Source organism: Entomohabitans teleogrylli, assembly GCF_001484765.1.
GTDB classification, from domain to species: Bacteria; Pseudomonadota; Gammaproteobacteria; order Enterobacterales; family Enterobacteriaceae; genus Entomohabitans; species Entomohabitans teleogrylli.
In genome coordinates, this window is record NZ_LLXO01000021.1 from 93444 (window position 1) to 110675 (window position 17232).

General features: G+C 55.7%; 12 protein-coding genes and 1 CRISPR repeat array. Of the genes, 9 read left to right on the plus strand and 3 right to left on the minus strand.

Annotation, left to right across the window (positions count from 1 at the left end; translation table 11 throughout):
- Positions 1–138: 138 nt before the first annotated feature.
- The gene (locus AQ981_RS20535; protein WP_058913620.1) at positions 139–1380 is read right to left on the minus strand and encodes a putative acyl-CoA thioester hydrolase; all 1242 of its coding nucleotides are present in this window, start codon (positions 1378–1380) and stop codon (positions 139–141) included.
- 370 nt (positions 1381–1750) lie between these two features.
- On the minus strand, positions 1751–3043 hold the full coding sequence (gene bioA, locus AQ981_RS20540) for an adenosylmethionine--8-amino-7-oxononanoate transaminase (RefSeq protein ID WP_058913621.1): 1293 nt from the start codon (positions 3041–3043) through the stop codon (positions 1751–1753).
- 87 nt (positions 3044–3130) lie between these two features.
- Here bioA and bioB point away from each other — a divergent pair, with 87 nt between their 5' ends.
- Genes bioB through bioD form a run of 4 tightly spaced genes read left to right on the plus strand, consistent with a single transcriptional unit; the run spans position 3131 to position 6731 of the window.
- Complete coding sequence (gene bioB, locus AQ981_RS20545) at positions 3131–4171, plus strand: biotin synthase BioB (RefSeq protein WP_058913622.1); 1041 nt, start codon at positions 3131–3133, stop codon at positions 4169–4171.
- Complete coding sequence (gene bioF / locus AQ981_RS20550) at positions 4168–5322, plus strand: 8-amino-7-oxononanoate synthase (protein ID WP_058913623.1); 1155 nt, start codon at positions 4168–4170, stop codon at positions 5320–5322. Before bioB ends, bioF begins: the two co-directional genes overlap by 4 nt.
- Complete coding sequence (gene bioC, locus AQ981_RS20555; protein ID WP_058913624.1) at positions 5306–6061, plus strand: malonyl-ACP O-methyltransferase BioC; 756 nt, start codon at positions 5306–5308, stop codon at positions 6059–6061. Before bioF ends, bioC begins: the two co-directional genes overlap by 17 nt.
- Complete coding sequence (gene bioD, locus AQ981_RS20560) at positions 6054–6731, plus strand: dethiobiotin synthase (protein WP_058913625.1); 678 nt, start codon at positions 6054–6056, stop codon at positions 6729–6731. Before bioC ends, bioD begins: the two co-directional genes overlap by 8 nt.
- A gap of 1 nt (position 6732) precedes the next feature.
- On the opposite strand, the gene AQ981_RS20565 is transcribed toward bioD, so the two are convergent.
- Positions 6733–7440 carry an ABC transporter ATP-binding protein gene (locus AQ981_RS20565; RefSeq protein ID WP_058913626.1) on the minus strand — a complete coding sequence of 236 codons (708 nt, stop codon included), beginning with the start codon at positions 7438–7440 and terminating at the stop codon, positions 6733–6735.
- Between the two features lie 813 nt (positions 7441–8253).
- On the opposite strand from AQ981_RS20565, the gene uvrB reads away from it, so the two are divergent.
- From uvrB to AQ981_RS20590, 5 genes are all read left to right on the plus strand, one after another.
- Positions 8254–10272 (plus strand): excinuclease ABC subunit UvrB, encoded by a 2019-nt coding sequence (gene uvrB, locus AQ981_RS20570; RefSeq protein ID WP_058913627.1) that lies wholly within the window; start codon positions 8254–8256, stop codon positions 10270–10272.
- A gap of 187 nt (positions 10273–10459) precedes the next feature.
- Positions 10460–11037: a CRISPR direct-repeat array (repeat unit 29 nt; unit sequence GTGTTCCCCGCGGAAGCGGGGATAAACCG).
- 735 nt (positions 11038–11772) lie between these two features.
- Positions 11773–12321, plus strand: a complete 549-nt coding sequence (locus AQ981_RS20575) for a hypothetical protein (RefSeq protein WP_058913628.1) — start codon at positions 11773–11775, stop codon at positions 12319–12321.
- Between the two features lie 241 nt (positions 12322–12562).
- Positions 12563–13132, plus strand: a complete 570-nt coding sequence (locus AQ981_RS20580; RefSeq protein WP_154675962.1) for a hypothetical protein — start codon at positions 12563–12565, stop codon at positions 13130–13132.
- A 120-nt stretch (positions 13133–13252) separates the two neighbouring features.
- Positions 13253–13792, plus strand: a complete 540-nt coding sequence (locus AQ981_RS20585; RefSeq protein WP_154675963.1) for a hypothetical protein — start codon at positions 13253–13255, stop codon at positions 13790–13792.
- A gap of 144 nt (positions 13793–13936) precedes the next feature.
- The coding region (locus AQ981_RS20590; RefSeq protein ID WP_058913631.1) for an Ig-like domain-containing protein at positions 13937–17232 on the plus strand (3296 nt) is incomplete at its 3' end.

Below are 17232 nucleotides of genomic sequence, written 5' to 3' on the forward strand. Positions count from 1 at the left end.
TCACTCGATAAAAAACAAGGAAAATCCATTTATTGATTTTCGACTGATAACCACAAAGGAGGAAAAACCACGCTTTTTCCTCCTTTGTCAGTAGCCTGACCCCGCAGCGCTGCGGGGTTTTTGCTTATCAGGGCAGAGTTACTGCGGGGTGCCGAGACCGCGGTTATTGTATTCCCACATCCGGTTATAGCGGCTGTCGTTCAACTGGCGCTGCGGCTCAATGTTACCGGCAAACGGACGCTGACTGTCTTTTGCCGTCCCCCAGGGATGGGCAATGTTAAAGCCTTCGTTGATCACGCTATCGCGAATCACTACCTGACCGTTGGCATCGCCGATATCCCAGGCGCGGCCCAGTTGCGCTACGCCGTCGCCGGCGGCGCTGAAGCGGCTGTTCACGGCCAGGAAGCCATAGCTGACGTTCGCCTGGGTCGCGGGCGCAAACACGTAACCTTCCTGCTGAGTGCGGGAATTGACGACCCGGAAATCGGTGTTGTCAAACACCACTGCGCCGCGTCCGGCGACCATATCGACATCCCCTTCAATGTAGCTGTTGGTCACCAGAGTACGGGTCTGGCGATCTTTGAGAATACGGTTCTGGATGTCGCTGTTGGTCACCAGAAAGGTGTTCTGACGGCCGAGAATGTTGACGTTATTGAGCTGTACCTGGTCGCCGTCGCTGCGCAGGGCCACCGCCTGGTGGTTACCGGCGTCGACGCTATCGCCGAGGCTGTTCTCAATGGTCATATTCTGCAACTGCAGGCCGTTATTCTGGGACCAGAAGGCGGCGGAACACATCATGCCGATGGTTGCGGTCTGGCGGTTCTGGCAGTTGTCATACATGTACCAGGCCGGTTTGCCGGGCATGTATTTACCCGACGGGTTTACCGCGTGGCGCCAGCTTGCGGCATCCACTTCGGAATCCAGCGCAATCCCGATACGCACGTCGGTGGCGCTCTGGCCGGTACCGTACAGCGTCAGACTGCCGGAAGCGGCGGGAATGTAGACGGTACCGTTATACTCGCCGGGCAGGATAGCAATATACATGCGCTGGCTGGTGTGTTTCTGAATGGCGGCATCCACCGCGGCCTGAATGGTGGTGTGTGTCACTCCCGGCGTCCCTGGCGGTCCGACAACAAAATCAGCCTGTTGCGGAATGGCAATGGACGACGGCCTCCAGGGCCCCATATCCGGGGTTACCGCGGAGAAGTAGTTCGCCGCGACGAAATTCTGCGCTTCATCAGCTGTCAGTACCGGACGAGCATCGCTCCCCGGCGCGACCTGTTCAGACGGACGTTCTTCCGGCGGCACGGAACTACAGGCGCTCAGCGCCATGCCCAGCGTCAACGCCATGGCCAGACGAGAAACCGAAAAAGTGTTCAAGGGATGCTCCTTGCTTCACGAGTTAATGACAGAAAAGGGGCGAGGCGGTACCGGGGTCTGGCGTCGGGAAACGCGCGTTACCATCAGGTGTTCCTGATACCATACTCAGAAACTTGACTTTTTATACTAAGTTGAGCGAAACGGGAAGCCGATTTACGTAATCGGCGGCAAAATGACCCGTTTTAGCTGAACAGGACGGTCAGCGAGACGCTGCCGGGGGTGGAAATGGACCTTATTAAAGCCAATGGCTGTGCCGCTGGCGCGCAGGTTCTGGCTGATTAGCGTCATGACGCCTGCGCAAAAGTGCCGATACATCTCCGGGCGCCAGTACAGGCCAGCGGTACGCTGTTCCCTTCATCCTGAGTTGCGATCAGGCGTCGAGAAATAATTCCGGGCGCTGTAACGCAGCGGCCAGCGCATCGGTGAGTTTTTCCAGTTGTGATGATGTAATCAGATATGGCGGCATCAGGTAGATTAGCCGGCCAAACGGGCGGATCCACACGCCGCGTTCGACAAAGAATTGTTGCAGAGCGGCCATATTCACCCGTCGCCGGGTCTCCACCACGCCGATGGCGCCCAACACCCGCACATCCGCCACTTCCGCCATACCCGTAAGGGGCCGCAGCGCCTGTTCGAGCTGGTTTTCAATCCCCTGAACCTGGCTTTGCCAGGCGCCGCTTTCCAGCAGGGACAGACTGGCATTAGCCGCCGCGCAGGCCAGCGGATTGCCCATAAATGTCGGGCCATGCATAAAACAACCGGCCGCGCCGTCGCTGATGGTTTCCGCGACCTGGCGGGTTGTGAGTGCGGCGGACAGCGTCATGGCGCCGCCGGTCAGCGCTTTGCCGAGGCACAGAATATCGGCGCTGATACCGGCGTGTTCGCAGGCGAATAGCTTGCCGGTGCGGCCAAAACCGGTGGCGATTTCATCCGCAATCAGCAGAATGCCTTCCCGATCGCACATACGGCGGATACGGCGCAGCCACTCCGGATGGTAGATGCGCATTCCTCCGGCGCCCTGGACGATGGGCTCAAGGATCACCGCGGCGATGTCGTGACGATGAGCGGCGAACAGCCGCGCGAACGGTACGATATCGCGTTCGTCCCAGTCATCGTTAAACCCCACTTGCGGCGCCGGAGCGAACAGGTTTTCCGCCAGATAGCCTTTCCACAGGCTGTGCATGGAGTTATCCGGACAGCATACCGACATCGCGCCAAAAGTGTCGCCGTGGTAGCCGTGCCGGAGGGTCAGAAAGCGCTGGCGGGTCTCCCCCCGGGCGTGCCAGTACTGAAGTGCCATCTTCATCGCCACTTCAACGGCCACGGAACCGGAATCGGCAAGGAAAACGCATTCCAGCGGCGCCGGCGTCATTGCGACCAGACGGCGGCACAGATCGATGGCCGGCTGGTGGGTGATGCCGCCAAACATCACGTGCGACATACGGTCGATCTGCTGCTTCATTGCGGCATTCAACTGCGGGTGATTATAGCCGTGGATCGCCGCCCACCAGGAAGACATCCCGTCTACCAGGGTTGCGCCGTTTTCCAGTTGCAGCTCGCAGCCTGAGGCGCTCGCCACCGGGTAAACCGGCAGCGGCTGGGTCATCGAAGTGTAGGGATGCCAGATATGTCGCGCGTCAAAATCCAGATCTGAAGGGGTCATAGAGTGACTTGTAAACTATTTTAAAAAGATTTAGGTTTACAAGTATAAACCCGAACAACCATGATTAACACCCCTTTGGAGAGGCCCATGGCTCACCCGTCACGCTGGACAATGTCACAGGTTACCGCCCTGTTTGAGAAACCGTTTCTGGAACTGCTGTATCAGGCGCAGCAGGTTCATCGCCAGCATTTTGACCCGCGTCAGGTGCAGGTCAGCACCCTGTTATCGATTAAAACCGGCGCCTGTCCGGAAGATTGCAAATACTGCCCGCAGAGCGCGCGCTACAAAACCGGGCTGGAATCAGAGCGCCTGATGGAAGTGGAACAGGTGCTGATATCGGCCCGTAAGGCCCGGGATGCCGGCTCGACCCGTTTTTGCATGGGGGCGGCGTGGAAAAATCCCCACGAACGCGACATGCCCTATCTCGAAGAGATGGTGAAAGGCGTGAAAGCGCTGGGGCTGGAAGCCTGTATGACGCTGGGCACCCTGTCAGATGATCAGGCGCTGCGCCTGTCGCAGGCCGGGCTGGATTATTACAACCATAATCTGGACACCTCGCCGGAGTTTTACGGCAACATCATTACCACCCGCACCTACCAGGAGCGTCTCGATACCCTTGATCGGGTCCGCGATGCCGGTATCAAAGTCTGCTCCGGGGGGATTGTCGGCCTGGGAGAGACAGTCACCGATCGCGCTGGTCTGCTGCTCCAGTTGGCGAACCTGCCGACTCCGCCGGAAAGCGTGCCAATCAACATGCTGGTGAAAGTTAAAGGCACGCCGCTGGCGGAAAACGACGATGTGGATCCGTTTGATTTTATCCGCACTATCGCTGTGGCGCGCATCATGATGCCGACCTCCCATGTCCGCCTGTCCGCGGGACGTGAGCAAATGAATGAGCAGACGCAGGCGATGTGTTTTATGGCCGGGGCGAATTCGATTTTCTACGGCTGTAAACTGCTCACCACCCCGAACCCGGAGGAAGATAACGATCTGCAATTGTTCCGCAAACTGGGGCTGAATCCACAGCAGACCGCGGTGGAGGCCGGGGATAACGAACAGCAGCAGCGACTGGCAGAGCAACTGCTCAATGCCGATACCGGCTTGTATTACAACGCGGCGGCGCTGTGAGCTGGCAGCAGCGCATTAGCCGTCGCCTTGAAGAACGGGCGGCGGCGCAGGCCTGGCGCTGTCGCAGCGCATTGCAGCCGCTCGATGGCTGTCGGATTCGCTTTGAGGGGCGCGATTACTGCAACTTCGCCAGCAACGATTATCTTGGGCTCAGCCGCCATCCGGCGGTAATAGAGGCCTGGCGGCAGGGGGCCAGTCTGTATGGGGTAGGGAGCGGCGGCTCCGGGCATGTCACCGGCTATACGCCAGCTCACCAGCGGCTGGAAGAAGCGCTGGCAGCGTGGCTGGGCTATCCGCGGGCGCTGCTGTTTATCTCCGGCTTTGCCGCCAATCAGGCGGTCATCGGCGCGCTACTGGACAAAGAGGATCGTATTGTCGCCGACCGTTTGAGCCACGCATCGCTGCTGGAGGCGGCCAGTCTCAGCCCGGCGGCGCTGCGTCGTTTTGTCCATAACGATCTGCCGTCGCTGGCCGGGCTGCTGGATAAGCCGCTTGGCGGTCAGCAACTGGTGGTGACGGAAGGGATTTTCAGTATGGATGGCGATGCGGCGCCGCTGGCGGATATCGCGGCGCTGACCCGGGATCGCGGCGGCTGGTTGATGGTGGATGACGCCCACGGTATAGGCGTACTGGGGGACGAAGGCCGGGGCAGTTGCCATCGCGCCGGGATCCGGCCGGATATTCTGGTGGTGACCTTTGGCAAAGCTTTTGGCGTCAGCGGTGCGGCGGTGCTGTGCAGCGAGTCGCTGGCTGATTACTTGGTTCAGTTTGCCCGCCATCTGATTTACAGCACCGCGATGCCGGCGGCGCAGGCGCAGGCGCTACATGCCGCGCTGGCGCAGATCCGCGCCGCTGAGGGGTTACGCGCCGCGCTGCAGCGCAATATCCGCCGTTTCCGGCACGGGGCGGGGCTGCTTCCCTGGCAACTGGCGGAGTCACAAACCGCGATTCAACCGCTGATCGTCGGGGATAACGCCCGCGCGCTGGCGCTTGCCCGGCAACTGCGCGCCAGAGGCTTCTGGGTGACGGCGATTCGCCCGCCGGCAGTACCGGCCGGGACCGCGCGCCTGCGGATTACCCTGACCGCCGCCCATAGCGAAACGGATATTGATGAGCTTCTGGAGGCGCTGCGCGATGGCGAAAGTCAATAAACAGGCTATCGCCGCCGCCTTTGGCCGGGCGGCCACGACCTATGAACAGTACGCCGATCTCCAGCGCATTAGCGGCGAACGCTTACTGGCGCTTGCCGGCGATCTGCCGCGAGGGCGGCTACTGGATGCCGGCTGCGGTACCGGCTGGTTCAGCCGTATCTGGCAGCAGCGCGGCCAGCAGGTGATCGCGCTGGATCTCTCCAGCGAAATGCTTGCTGAGGCGCGAAGGCTGGATTCTGCGGCTGAGTATTTATGCGGTGATATTGAATCCCTGACGCTGGAAAGCGCCAGCGTGGAGACTGTATGGAGTAATCTGGCGGTGCAGTGGTGCGGCGATCTTTGCGCCGGGCTGGGAGAACTGCGCCGGGTGACGCGTCCGGGAGGGCGCGTTCTGTTCAGTACTCTGCTGGCGGATTCGCTGGGGGAGTTGAGACAGGCCTGGCGGGCGGTGGATGCTCAGCCGCACGCCAACCGCTTTCTGACTCTTCAACAGGTTCAGGAAGCCTGCCGGGACTGGCCGGTTGCCCTTCATGAGCAGACCGTCACCCTGGTTTTTCCGGATGTGCTTAGCGCTATGCGTTCCCTGAAAGGTATTGGCGCCACTCATCTGCACCAGGGACGGCAGACGCGCACGCTGACCCGACGCCAGCTTACCGCGCTGTCGCTGGCCTGGCCCCAGCGCGAAGGGGCGTTTTTGCTGAGTTACCATTTGTTGTATGGAGTGATGGATTGTGATTAAACGCTGGTTTGTAACCGGTACTGATACCGAAGTGGGGAAAACGGTCGTCAGTTGCGCGCTGCTCCAGGCGGCGCGCGATGCGGGATTCCGGACCGCGGGCTATAAGCCGGTGGCTTCCGGGAGTGAAATGACGCCGCTGGGGCTGCGTAACAGCGATGCGCTGGCGCTACAGCACCACAGCAGCGTGGAGTTACGTTATGAACAAGTGAATCCCTGCGTTTTCCGGGAACCGACGTCGCCGCATATTGTCAGCGAATTGTCCGGGCAACCCATATCGTTTGCCGCGCTGTCAGCGGGGCTGCGGGAGCTGGAAACTCGGGCCGACTGGCTGCAGGTGGAAGGAGCGGGCGGTTGGTTCACGCCGCTGTCCGGACGCGCCACCTTTGCTGACTGGGTGGTCGCCGAGCAGTTACCGGTGATTCTGGTGGTGGGGGTTAAGCTGGGATGTATTAACCACGCCATGCTGACGGCCAGCGCGGTAGCGCAGGCCGGGTTACGGCTGGCGGGGTGGGTGGCCAATGATATCCGGCCGTGCGGGCCGTATCACCGGCAATACATGGCGACCCTGACGTCCATGCTGGACGCTCCGCTGCTCGGTGAAATACCCTGGCAGCCGGAAGCGCCGGAAAACCAGGATAATGGCCGCTGGCTCTCTATTTCAGCGTTATAGCCTACAACATCAGCCAGTCCGCCATGCGATCGTCCAGTTGCGCAATGTTACCCTGGGCAACATTGCGCCCGCGGTGTAGCAGAAAAAAGCGGTCCGCCACCCGGCGGATAAACGACAGGCGCTGTTCAACCAGTAGAATGGTGATGCCGAAGTCGCGGTTGAGACGCTGGATTAACTGGCTGATGTCGTTCACCAGCCGCTGGCCGGCGCCGAGGGTCGGTTCATCAAGAATCAACAACTCCGGGCGGGCAACCAGCGCTCTGGCCATCGCCAGGCGCAGTTGCAGGTCAGCCGGCAGTTCTCCGCTGCGTTTCTGGCGCAACGGGTACAGTTCCGGGAACAGATCGTAAATCTCGGCCGGGACGGCCTGAGCGCCATTGCTGACGGCCAGCAGCGCGATATGTAAGTTCTCTTCCACGCTGAGCTGAGAGAACAGACGCCAGTCCTGGGGAAGATAGCCAATACCGGGATGCGTGCCTCGCCCGACCGGGAGCGAGCGCAGATCTTCCGGCGGCCCGCTGGCGCCCTGCCAGAGGATATGGCCGCTTTGGACCGGCAGTTGCCCGGTAATACACTTCATCAGCGTTGTTTTGCCCATTCCCGGCGCGCCAAGTACACAGGCGCACTCTCCGGTTTGCAACTCAAGGTCCACATTCCACAGCGTGTGCTGTGCGCCATAAAACTGATTCACCGCCCGCAGACTTAACATGAGGTTCTCCTTCAGACAGGGTGAGGATGTCAGCCACTTTTCCGCGTACGGCGCTGCTTCGCCTTTTTTATCTGCTTCCGGCAGGTCGGGGTGGTTTTAGCGTTGCAATTCTCTTGCCAGTTATCCGGCTGGACGTTTTTGGCGGGTCACAAAAGATAAAATGCCGTAAAACAGCGCGTGGGTATGGCGGAAGACCGCCCCCGGCGCACTTTGTTGGTGCTTTTCGCTGGCCGATAGTGGTGCAGAGAAAGCCCGGTGCTGCTACTTGATTCACCACATTTATGGATGATGAAACTCAAAAAAAATCTAAAAAAATTTTTTTGTCCCGAAGGACACAAAGATCAGGGCTTTTGCGGCGCCAGCGTGGGTTATGGGCCAGCGGCAGTTATCCACTATTCCTGTGGATAACCTTGTGTATTAGAGTTAGAAAACGTGCGGTAAGCGAGAGCGGACGCGGCCTGCGCCTGAATTGGCGTCAAACCGCGCTTTGTCTGAAAATCATTAATAATCAAACAGATAAATAAAAGCAATCCTTATCATATTCCTGTCATTTAACGTCATAAAACTTTCTTTTGCTTGCTTGACAAATGTTAAATAGCAAAAAAGATTTGGGGATAACCGACTTATCCCGGTGGATTCTCCGGCAAAGGGCGGGCGGCACGAGCAACCCCTGGCGATGAGCGCCACTTTCTGACGGTATTATTTTATAACACTGTTTTTTTATCCAGTATATATTAGTGGCAAAAATTGTTATCCCGGGTAGAATTATCGCTCCGGGGTCGCGCTTTTCTCCATCAGGTTGGTTGCCACGTCATGAGTAAATCATTCGTATTACATTCTGCTTTTAAACCCTCCGGCGATCAGCCAGAGGCCATCCGCCAACTGGAAGAAGGTCTGGAGGATGGGTTAGCCCACCAGACGCTGCTGGGGGTAACCGGCTCCGGTAAAACATTTACCATTGCCAATGTAATCGCTGATTTACAGCGGCCAACGATGGTGCTGGCACCCAATAAAACCCTCGCGGCGCAACTCTATGGCGAGATGAAAGAGTTCTTTCCGGAAAACGCCGTGGAGTTCTTCGTTTCTTACTATGATTACTACCAGCCGGAAGCCTATGTCCCCAGTTCGGATACCTTCATTGAGAAAGACGCCTCGGTAAACGAACATATCGAACAGATGCGGCTTTCAGCGACCAAGGCGCTGCTGGAGCGTCGCGATGTGGTCGTAGTCGCTTCCGTATCAGCGATATACGGTCTGGGGGATCCGGACCTGTATCTGAAAATGATGCTGCACCTGACAAAAGGGATGATTATCGATCAGCGCGCCATTGTGCGCCGGCTGGCGGAACTGCAGTACACCCGTAATGATCAGGTATTCCAGCGTGGAACATTCCGGGTGCGCGGCGAGGTGATTGATATCTTCCCGGCGGAATCGGACGACATTGCCCTGCGCGTGGAACTGTTTGACGAAGAGGTCGAGCGTTTGTCGCTGTTCGATCCGCTCACCGGCCATGTGGAATCGACGATTCAGCGCTATACCATCTACCCGAAAACGCACTATGTCACTCCCAGGGAGCGCATCGTGCAGGCGATGGAAGAGATTAAAGTTGAGCTGGCGGATCGCCGTAAGGTACTGCTGGCCAACGATAAACTGCTGGAAGAGCAGCGTCTTACCCAGCGTACCCAGTTCGATCTTGAGATGATGAACGAGCTGGGTTATTGCTCAGGGATTGAAAACTACTCCCGATTCTTGTCCGGGCGTGGGCCCGGAGAGCCGCCTCCGACACTGTTTGACTACCTGCCCGCCGATGGTCTGCTGGTGGTGGATGAATCTCACGTGACCATACCGCAGATTGGCGGTATGTACCGCGGTGACCGGGCGCGTAAAGAGACGCTGGTGGAATACGGCTTCCGCCTGCCGTCGGCGCTGGATAACCGTCCCCTGAAGTTTGAAGAGTTCGAAGCGCTGGCACCGCAGACTATTTATGTCTCTGCCACGCCAGGAAGTTATGAGCTGGAAAAATCCGGCGGCGACGTGGTGGATCAGGTGGTACGTCCGACCGGGCTGCTTGATCCGGTGATTGAGGTACGCCCGGTAGCGACACAGGTGGATGATTTGATGTCGGAGATCCGCTTGCGGGCGTCGATCAACGAACGGGTGCTGGTGACGACGCTGACCAAACGGATGGCTGAGGATTTGACCGAATATCTGGAAGAGCACGGCGAGCGGGTGCGCTACCTGCATTCGGATATCGACACTGTGGAGCGTATGGAGATTATTCGCGATCTGCGGCTTGGCGAGTTTGATGTGCTGGTGGGGATCAACCTGCTGCGCGAAGGACTGGATATGCCGGAAGTCTCGCTGGTGGCGATTCTGGATGCCGATAAGGAGGGATTCCTGCGTTCGGAACGCTCCCTGATTCAGACCATCGGACGCGCGGCCCGTAATGTTAACGGTAAGGCAATTCTCTACGCCGACAAGATCACCCCATCAATGGCGAAGGCGATTGGCGAAACCGAGCGGCGGCGCGAAAAGCAGCAGCGCTATAACGAAGAGAACGGCATTGTACCGCAGGGTCTGAATAAGAAAGTGGTTGATATTCTTTCGTTGGGTGAAAGTCTGGCGAAGACCAAATCGAAACGCGGCAGGACAAAAGTCGCGGCGCAAAGCGGTGCGGCGGAAACCGATCTCAGTCCGAAAGCGCTACAGCAAAAAATCCACGAGCTGGAAGGACAGATGTTCCAGCATGCGCAGAATCTTGAGTTTGAGGAAGCCGCGCAACTGCGTGACCGGATACATCAGTTGCGCGAACTGTTTATCGCAGCCTCGTGAATCAGGGTTTAAAAAATTATGATAATAGATTGAATATAAAGTGATTTTTGGTATAAGCCCTGGTTTTGCAATCGTGGTTATTTTTTTCTTTTATTATCAGTAAGTTATTTTTTACTGAAAAGTGGCCAGGATCGGTAGCTTTTTGTGGGCTGGAAAATATTTGTAGATTCAGTTAGATATAGTTGGAGTGTTCCCCGCGGAAGCGGGGATAAACCGGGATTAAATAACCAGAATCAAATGTCGTTTTAGTGTTCCCCGCGGAAGCGGGGATAAACCGTCATCGTCAATATCTGCAATAGTCTGTAGAGCGTGTTCCCCGCGGAAGCGGGGATAAACCGAAATCATAACCGATACCGGGAGCACGACTCATGTGTTCCCCGCGGAAGCGGGGATAAACCGCGAATGATGAGGAGTTTAGAAGATGGCCAAATGTGTTCCCCGCGGAAGCGGGGATAAACCGCGATGGATTGCCGTTCCGGCCAGCTGGATAGTGTGTTCCCCGCGGAAGCGGGGATAAACCGGAGTAATATTATGCCGGATACTATAGCTGTAGGTGTTCCCCGCGGAAGCGGGGATAAACCGATTCCGTTAACCCTGCCAATTATCACCAGAAAGTGTTCCCCGCGGAAGCGGGGATAAACCGGCAGTCCGCCCGCAGCCTGCTTTCCCGCCTGTGTGTTCCCCGAGGAAGCGGGGATAAACCGGTCATGCACGGCACACCCGGGGCAGGAAAATCGTGTTCCCCGCGAAAGCGGGGATAAACCGCGCGAATCTCTACGGTACTACCATTCCCTTATTTCCAGGATTATTTTCTTAATCATCTCCGGTAAAATGGATCTATTGCTTCGGTGTGACAGGAGTGTCGGGGCTACTGTCAGGCTGTGCATTGTGATATCTCTCACAGTTTATGTGAATATTTTCTTCTTTTTCATTGGTTTATATGTAAACGATTTGTGATTTTCCCCGGGAATATTCTGTGCATATTCCCTAATCGTCTGAAAATGCTCCCCGCCCCAGATAAGCATATCTTCATATAAAAATATTTATCGCGACCTGTGATTTTTCCTTTATACGGCTGTTATGTCCTTTCTTAAGTATTTAAATCTGTCCTGAATATTTTATCAAAACAATCACCTGTTATTGTGTTTTTTTACAGAGCTTTCACCATGTTATCATGGTAAAGTTTTGTCCCTGTTTTCGGATACTGTCATTTTTCTTCAGTTTTTCTTTACCTTAGGGCAAGCAGGAAAATTCTTAGCGGGGGAGGGGGCGCCATAATCGCATGAATAGATTAGTAATATTTAACATAGTTATCAACGATCAATAACTTATTCATGATAGTTATAATCTATCAAATTGTTGTGTGTGGTTGGTTTAAACGATTATCAAAGAATTATCTGTAATGATTTAATTGTTTCCAGAAAAAGGAGTTTACTTAATTGCTATCCCGTGACTGGCATTATTTTTTTGTCTCCCGGGAGGAAAGGAGATTCATTTTCCATGAATTATCATTTTATTTCTGATGACAGTTTTTTTCTCCTGGGTATCCGGGAGGTTATTAAAAATATGGATGTCAGAGCTTTTTTTAATAACCTTAATGAAGAAAGAAAAGTACTTAACCCACAGCCCGGAGATATTGTCGTTGTTGCAGTTAATAATGTCCATCTGCGCAGCCGACTGCTCAGAAGACCGATAATGACCCGCTGTCGTTTAATGGTGATGCTGGATATTCCGCTTACTCCGTCACGGCTGTCTTTCTTCCCGTGGTTGCTGCCCAAAAGTGTCGGTATGGAAGCTTTTGCGGCTGTTCTCCAGAAGGCATCCCGGGCCTGTGTTTTACGTGGAGAGGTAACAAAAAGCACTTTGGCTATATTTGAACAACTCAGCAGCGGAAAATCCGCAGCAACCCTGTCCGGAAATGCAGGGCAATCTGTAAAAAAGGTTTATCACATAAAACGTAATGTTTTTCAGCAGTACGGACTGATTAACTGTAATTCAGCCGGTATTCTGGTATGCCGCGATATGCTGGGCATGAAAGAACTTATCTGAACACATTAAAGCGTCAGTAATAAATATCCGTTAAACCCGAATTCATCCGGCAGAGGTCGGTAATATTTTCGGGCGGCAGAGACCTGCTTTCTTCCGGAAGTCGGGGATGAATGTTGTTGAAAATAACCCAGTCACTGAGCGGTGCTGATTGTCTGCGTGAAGGGAAGGGACTTCTGTTAAATACGCCTGCAGCGGGGGGCGGTGAACCATGAACAGTTATAAAAAAGGAATTTTGATAAAGATGACATATTTCCCGACAGCCATGCTGGCTGCCTGTGCTCTTTATTTTTTCAGCGGATATTTGCTGGCTGAGACTGCTTTGCCGGCAACGGAAAGTACCGTGGCCACGCAAAGCGACACCCGTATTCTCAACGACAGGGCGTCGGTTCAGTTGCCGGAAGGATTTACACGGATGACGGAAGAGCAGATAGCGGACCGCTATACCGCCGCCCAGCCGCGCCCGCAGGAGGTCTGGTACACCGACACCGGTGAAAACATCATATCACTGGCCTTTCTGTTCCCGTTTCCTGGTAAACCTCTGGCCGACGGGCATGTGCCGGAGCTGGCGGCAATGATGAAAAACCAGATGGCGGCACAGAAACCCGTTCTGACCACGCAGAAGGTGAACGGTCATACCGTCAGCCGGCTGGAAACCGTCTCATCTGATGCGCCCGGAACCCGGGTTTATCAGATTATACAGCTTTCTGCCTTCAGTGATGAGCTGATGATGGTGGTGTTTACGACCCCTGAAACTCTGAAGGGGACATATCAGCCGGCAGGGACGGCCACACTGGACTCTCTCAGGTACTGAGCTTATGTGATGCCGCAGGAGGCGTCGCCTGCCGGAATATTTTTTAACCCTGCGGATTTTAATCACACCGCAGTTATCCATCAGCCCAAAAAGGGATTTATTACCAACAGGGAGTTATCCATGAAAACCCGCTTAATCGCCAGTTCGCTGTTTATCAGTTCCGCCCTGCTGCTGTCTGCCTGTGACAGCGGAAGCAGTGCAGATACGGCGCTGAATGCAACAAAAGTCCTCGACGGCAAGGTCACCATGGTGATGCCGGATGGTTTCGTGAAAATGCCGCAGGACATGCTGGACGTGAAATATCCGGCTGCACAGCGCCCGCAGGAGGCCTGGTATGTGGAAAGTGAAGGCGGCAAAGTCTCTATTGCCTTCAGTGTTACCGGTACTGCCATGAAAGAATCTCAGGTGCCACAGTTCGCTGCCGCCATGAAACAGCAACTGAGTCCGTATTCACCGTCACTGTCAGAAGTCACCGTCAACGGTAAAAAGATGAGCCGTCTTGAGATGGTCACGCCCTCAGCGGACGGCAACATTTATAACCTGATGCAGCTGTCCTCCCGGGACGGGAAAATGCTGATTTCCACCTTTAACACCACCGAAGACCTGAAAGAGAAATATGCGCAGGCCGGGAAAGATGCTCTTTCCTCACTGAATTATTAATAACATTTATAAGCTAATTCTTTTTTTGTCGGTTTCATTTTATTTCTCTGGTGTAACGCCGGGGAAATACTTTTTGCTTACGAATCGCATCTGTAAGCAAAAGGTCCTCAGGATTAAGTAAAAGATTTATTAAGGATGAAACACATGTCGCCATATAGCCGTCATTCTGAAATTCATCAGGCTACTCAGTCTGATCTTCGGGAGGGTATTACTTTTTCCCGGCAGATTCGTTTCTGGGCGTGGATTAATATTATTCTGCAGTTTTTCCTGCCTCTGATGCTGGCTTTCACGCCGGCAGTCCGTGCTGCGCAGGCAAAATGGTATGAGACACCTCCCCAGCAGCAGACTGTCTCTGTTTCAACAGATGAGCTGCCGTCTCTGGGTAGCCCGGATAATGATGAAAAACGCAGTGGCGGGAATGAAGCAGAAGCCCGGACGGCACAGATGGCAACTCAGACGGGGCGCTTTCTGAACGACGCGAGCAGTGATGCAGCAGCGGGCATGGCCAGACAGATGGCGACAGGAAAGGCCAGTGCAGAAATAGAACAATGGCTTAACCGCGTGGGGACCGCCCGGGTTCAGATGCAGGTGGATAAAGAGTTTTCCCTGAAGGGTTCATCTGTTGATTTACTTATTCCGTGGTATGAGCGACCTGATGCTCTGATATTCTCACAGCACAGCCTGCACCGGACTGATGACCGGACCCAGGGAAACCTGGGGGCCGGATATCGCTATTATGCACCGGACTGGATGGCCGGTGTGAACGCGTTCTATGACTACGACTTTTCCGGTGAGCACTCCCGCATGGGGGTAGGGCTGGAATACAGCCGGGATTACCTGAAACTGGCGGCAAACGGCTATTTCCGTTTATCCGGCTGGAAAACGGCTTCCGATCTGTCTGACTATGAAGCCCGTCCGGCTAACGGCTGGGATATCCGTAGTGAAGGCTATCTGCCAGTTTACCCGCAACTGGGCGGGAAACTTGTCTATGAACAGTATTACGGTAAGGAAGTGGGGCTGTTTGGCCGGGATAACCGCCAGCAGGATCCGCGTGCGCTGACGGCAGGGCTTAACTATACACCATTCCCGTTAATGAAATTCAGTGCCGATCACCGCCTGGGTGAAGGTGGCGAACATGACACCCGTCTGGGTGTGGATTTTACCTGGCAGTTCGATACACCTTTCAGCAAACTGCTTGATACTGACGCCGTGGGGCAGATGCGAACCCTGGCGGGCAGCCGTTACAACCTGGTGGACCGTAACAACAATATTGTCCTGGAATACCGGGCTAAAAATACCCTTACCCTGAAAATGGCGGATGCATTGCGCGGACACCAGGGTGATCGTCTTTCCCTGGATGTGGTGGTAAATACCCGACACGGGCTGGAGCGTATTGAATGGGATGACAGCGCTTTGCGTGCCGCAGGCGGTGAGCTGGCCTGTACGGCGCATACTCAGTGTATGGTGACCCTCCCGCTCTGGAAGTCCGGGGGTATTGAGGCCAACACTTATGTGATTAACGCGGTTGCTCACGACAAAGCGGGAAATCAGTCTCCTCAGGCCTCCACACATATCTTTGTGGAACAGTCCGTTGTTCATGCTGAGCACTCAACTTTTGACATCGTACCAACTGCTGATGCCAGTGCGCGCTCTGTCATTATTGAGGCCGATGGTGTCAGTACTGCCACCATGACCTTCCGTGCGTTTGACGAAAATAACCTGCCGGTGACCTCGCTGAGTACCGAGATGCAGCAGCATGAATCCTCCCTGAGTGGAATGCAGATTAGTAGTGTGCGTGAAGTCAGTGCGGGGGTCTATGTTGCGACCGTTTCCGGCAATGTGGCCGGTGAAGCCTGGATGGCGCCAGTGGTGGATGGTTCGGTGCTGTCTTCACTGCGTAAGCCGGTGGCCTTTGTCTCTTCAGCGGCTGTCGTGTCTGATTTCAGTGTGGTGACGGATAACGCCGCCGCAGATGGTGTCGCCGCCAACAGCGTGAAAGCGACGGTAATAGATGCACAGGGCAATCCTCTGGCAGACCGTGAAGTCAGCTTCAGTGCCGATAATGGTGCAGTCATTGCTACCAGTGGCATAACCGGGCCTGATGGCTCAGTGACCATACCGCTGACCAGCACCCGTGCGGGTGTTGTCACGGTAACAGCGGTGGTGGATGGCAGTACACAATCTGTCAGTGTGACATTTATTGCCGATGCGCGTACGGCGCAGATTGCCGGCGATCTGCTGGTGGTGGCAGATAATGCGGTAGCGAACGGCACGGCGACCAACAGCGTGAAGGCGACGGTGACCGATGCGCAGGGCAATGCCCTGGCGGGCCAGAGCGTAAGCTTCAGCGCCGATAATGGCGCCACCATTGCGGCGAGTGGCGTCACCGGTGAGGACGGCAGTGTGACCCTGATGCTGACCAGTACCACGGCAGGACAGTCTGTGGTGAATGCGTCCATTAACGGGGGCAGCCAGAGTGTCCGTGTGACTTTTGTTGCCGATACCGGTACGGCGCAGATTACTGCCACCGATCTTGTCGTTGTGAATGATTATGCCGTAGCGGATGGTTCGGCGATCAACAGTGTGAAGGCGATTGTTACAGATGCACAGGGCAACCCGCTGGCGGGCCAGACCGTGAGCTTCAGTGCCGGTAATGGCGCGACCATTGCCGCCACGGGCGAGACCGGTGACGACGGCAGCGTGAGCGTCACCCTGACCAGCACGATGGCTGGTGTCTCGGCAGTGACTGCGTCAATTAGTGGCAGCAGCCAGAGTGTGAACGTCACTTTTGTTGCGGACAGCAGTACGGCGCAGATTATCGATGGAGCCCTGAGCGTGGTGGCAGATAATGCGCCGGCGAACGGTGTGGTGACCAACCGGGTGAAAGCCACCGTGACAGATCATCACGGTAATTTGCTGGCGAATCAGAGCGTCACTTTTACCGTAGATAACGGTGCCCGCTTTGTGGCGGGAGGTACGGACACCGTCACTCTGACCACGGACGAGCAGGGTGATGTGACTGTTGCACTGATCAGTCATGTGGCGGGCGTGGCCGGAGTGACTGCCAGTCTGGGTAACGGTAACCAGCGCAATGTAAACGTGACCTTTACCGCGGATACCGGGACGGCGCAGCTGGCCGAGGGCAGTCTGACGGTGGAAACCGATAACGCGCTGGCCAACGGGTCGGCGACCAACAGCGTGAAGGCAGTGGTGACCGATGCGCAGGGTAATGTCCTGGCGGGCCAGAGCGTAAGCTTCAGTGCCGATAACGGTGCGACGATAGCCGCGTCCGGGGTGACCGGGGCTGACGGCAGCGTGATTGTCACCCTGACGAATACCACGGCAGGCATCTCTGCAGTGACCGCCACCATCAGTGGCAGCAGCCAGAGTGTGAACGTGACCTTTACGGCGGACAGCGGCACGGCGCAGCTGGCCGAGGG

What these genes read in the sequence shown, in the direction of transcription:
- bioA (WP_058913621.1), bottom strand. Translation starts at nt 3,043, where the DNA reads ATGACCCCTTCAGATCTGGATTTTGACGCGCGACATATCTGGCATCCC.
- bioB (WP_058913622.1), top strand. Translation starts at nt 3,131, where the DNA reads ATGGCTCACCCGTCACGCTGGACAATGTCACAGGTTACCGCCCTGTTT.
- bioC (WP_058913624.1), top strand. Translation starts at nt 5,306, where the DNA reads ATGGCGAAAGTCAATAAACAGGCTATCGCCGCCGCCTTTGGCCGGGCG.
- AQ981_RS20565 (WP_058913626.1), bottom strand. Translation starts at nt 7,440, where the DNA reads ATGTTAAGTCTGCGGGCGGTGAATCAGTTTTATGGCGCACAGCACACG.
- uvrB (WP_058913627.1), top strand. Translation starts at nt 8,254, where the DNA reads ATGAGTAAATCATTCGTATTACATTCTGCTTTTAAACCCTCCGGCGAT.
- AQ981_RS20575 (WP_058913628.1), top strand. Translation starts at nt 11,773, where the DNA reads ATGAATTATCATTTTATTTCTGATGACAGTTTTTTTCTCCTGGGTATC.
- AQ981_RS20580 (WP_154675962.1), top strand. Translation starts at nt 12,563, where the DNA reads ATGACATATTTCCCGACAGCCATGCTGGCTGCCTGTGCTCTTTATTTT.
- AQ981_RS20585 (WP_154675963.1), top strand. Translation starts at nt 13,253, where the DNA reads ATGAAAACCCGCTTAATCGCCAGTTCGCTGTTTATCAGTTCCGCCCTG.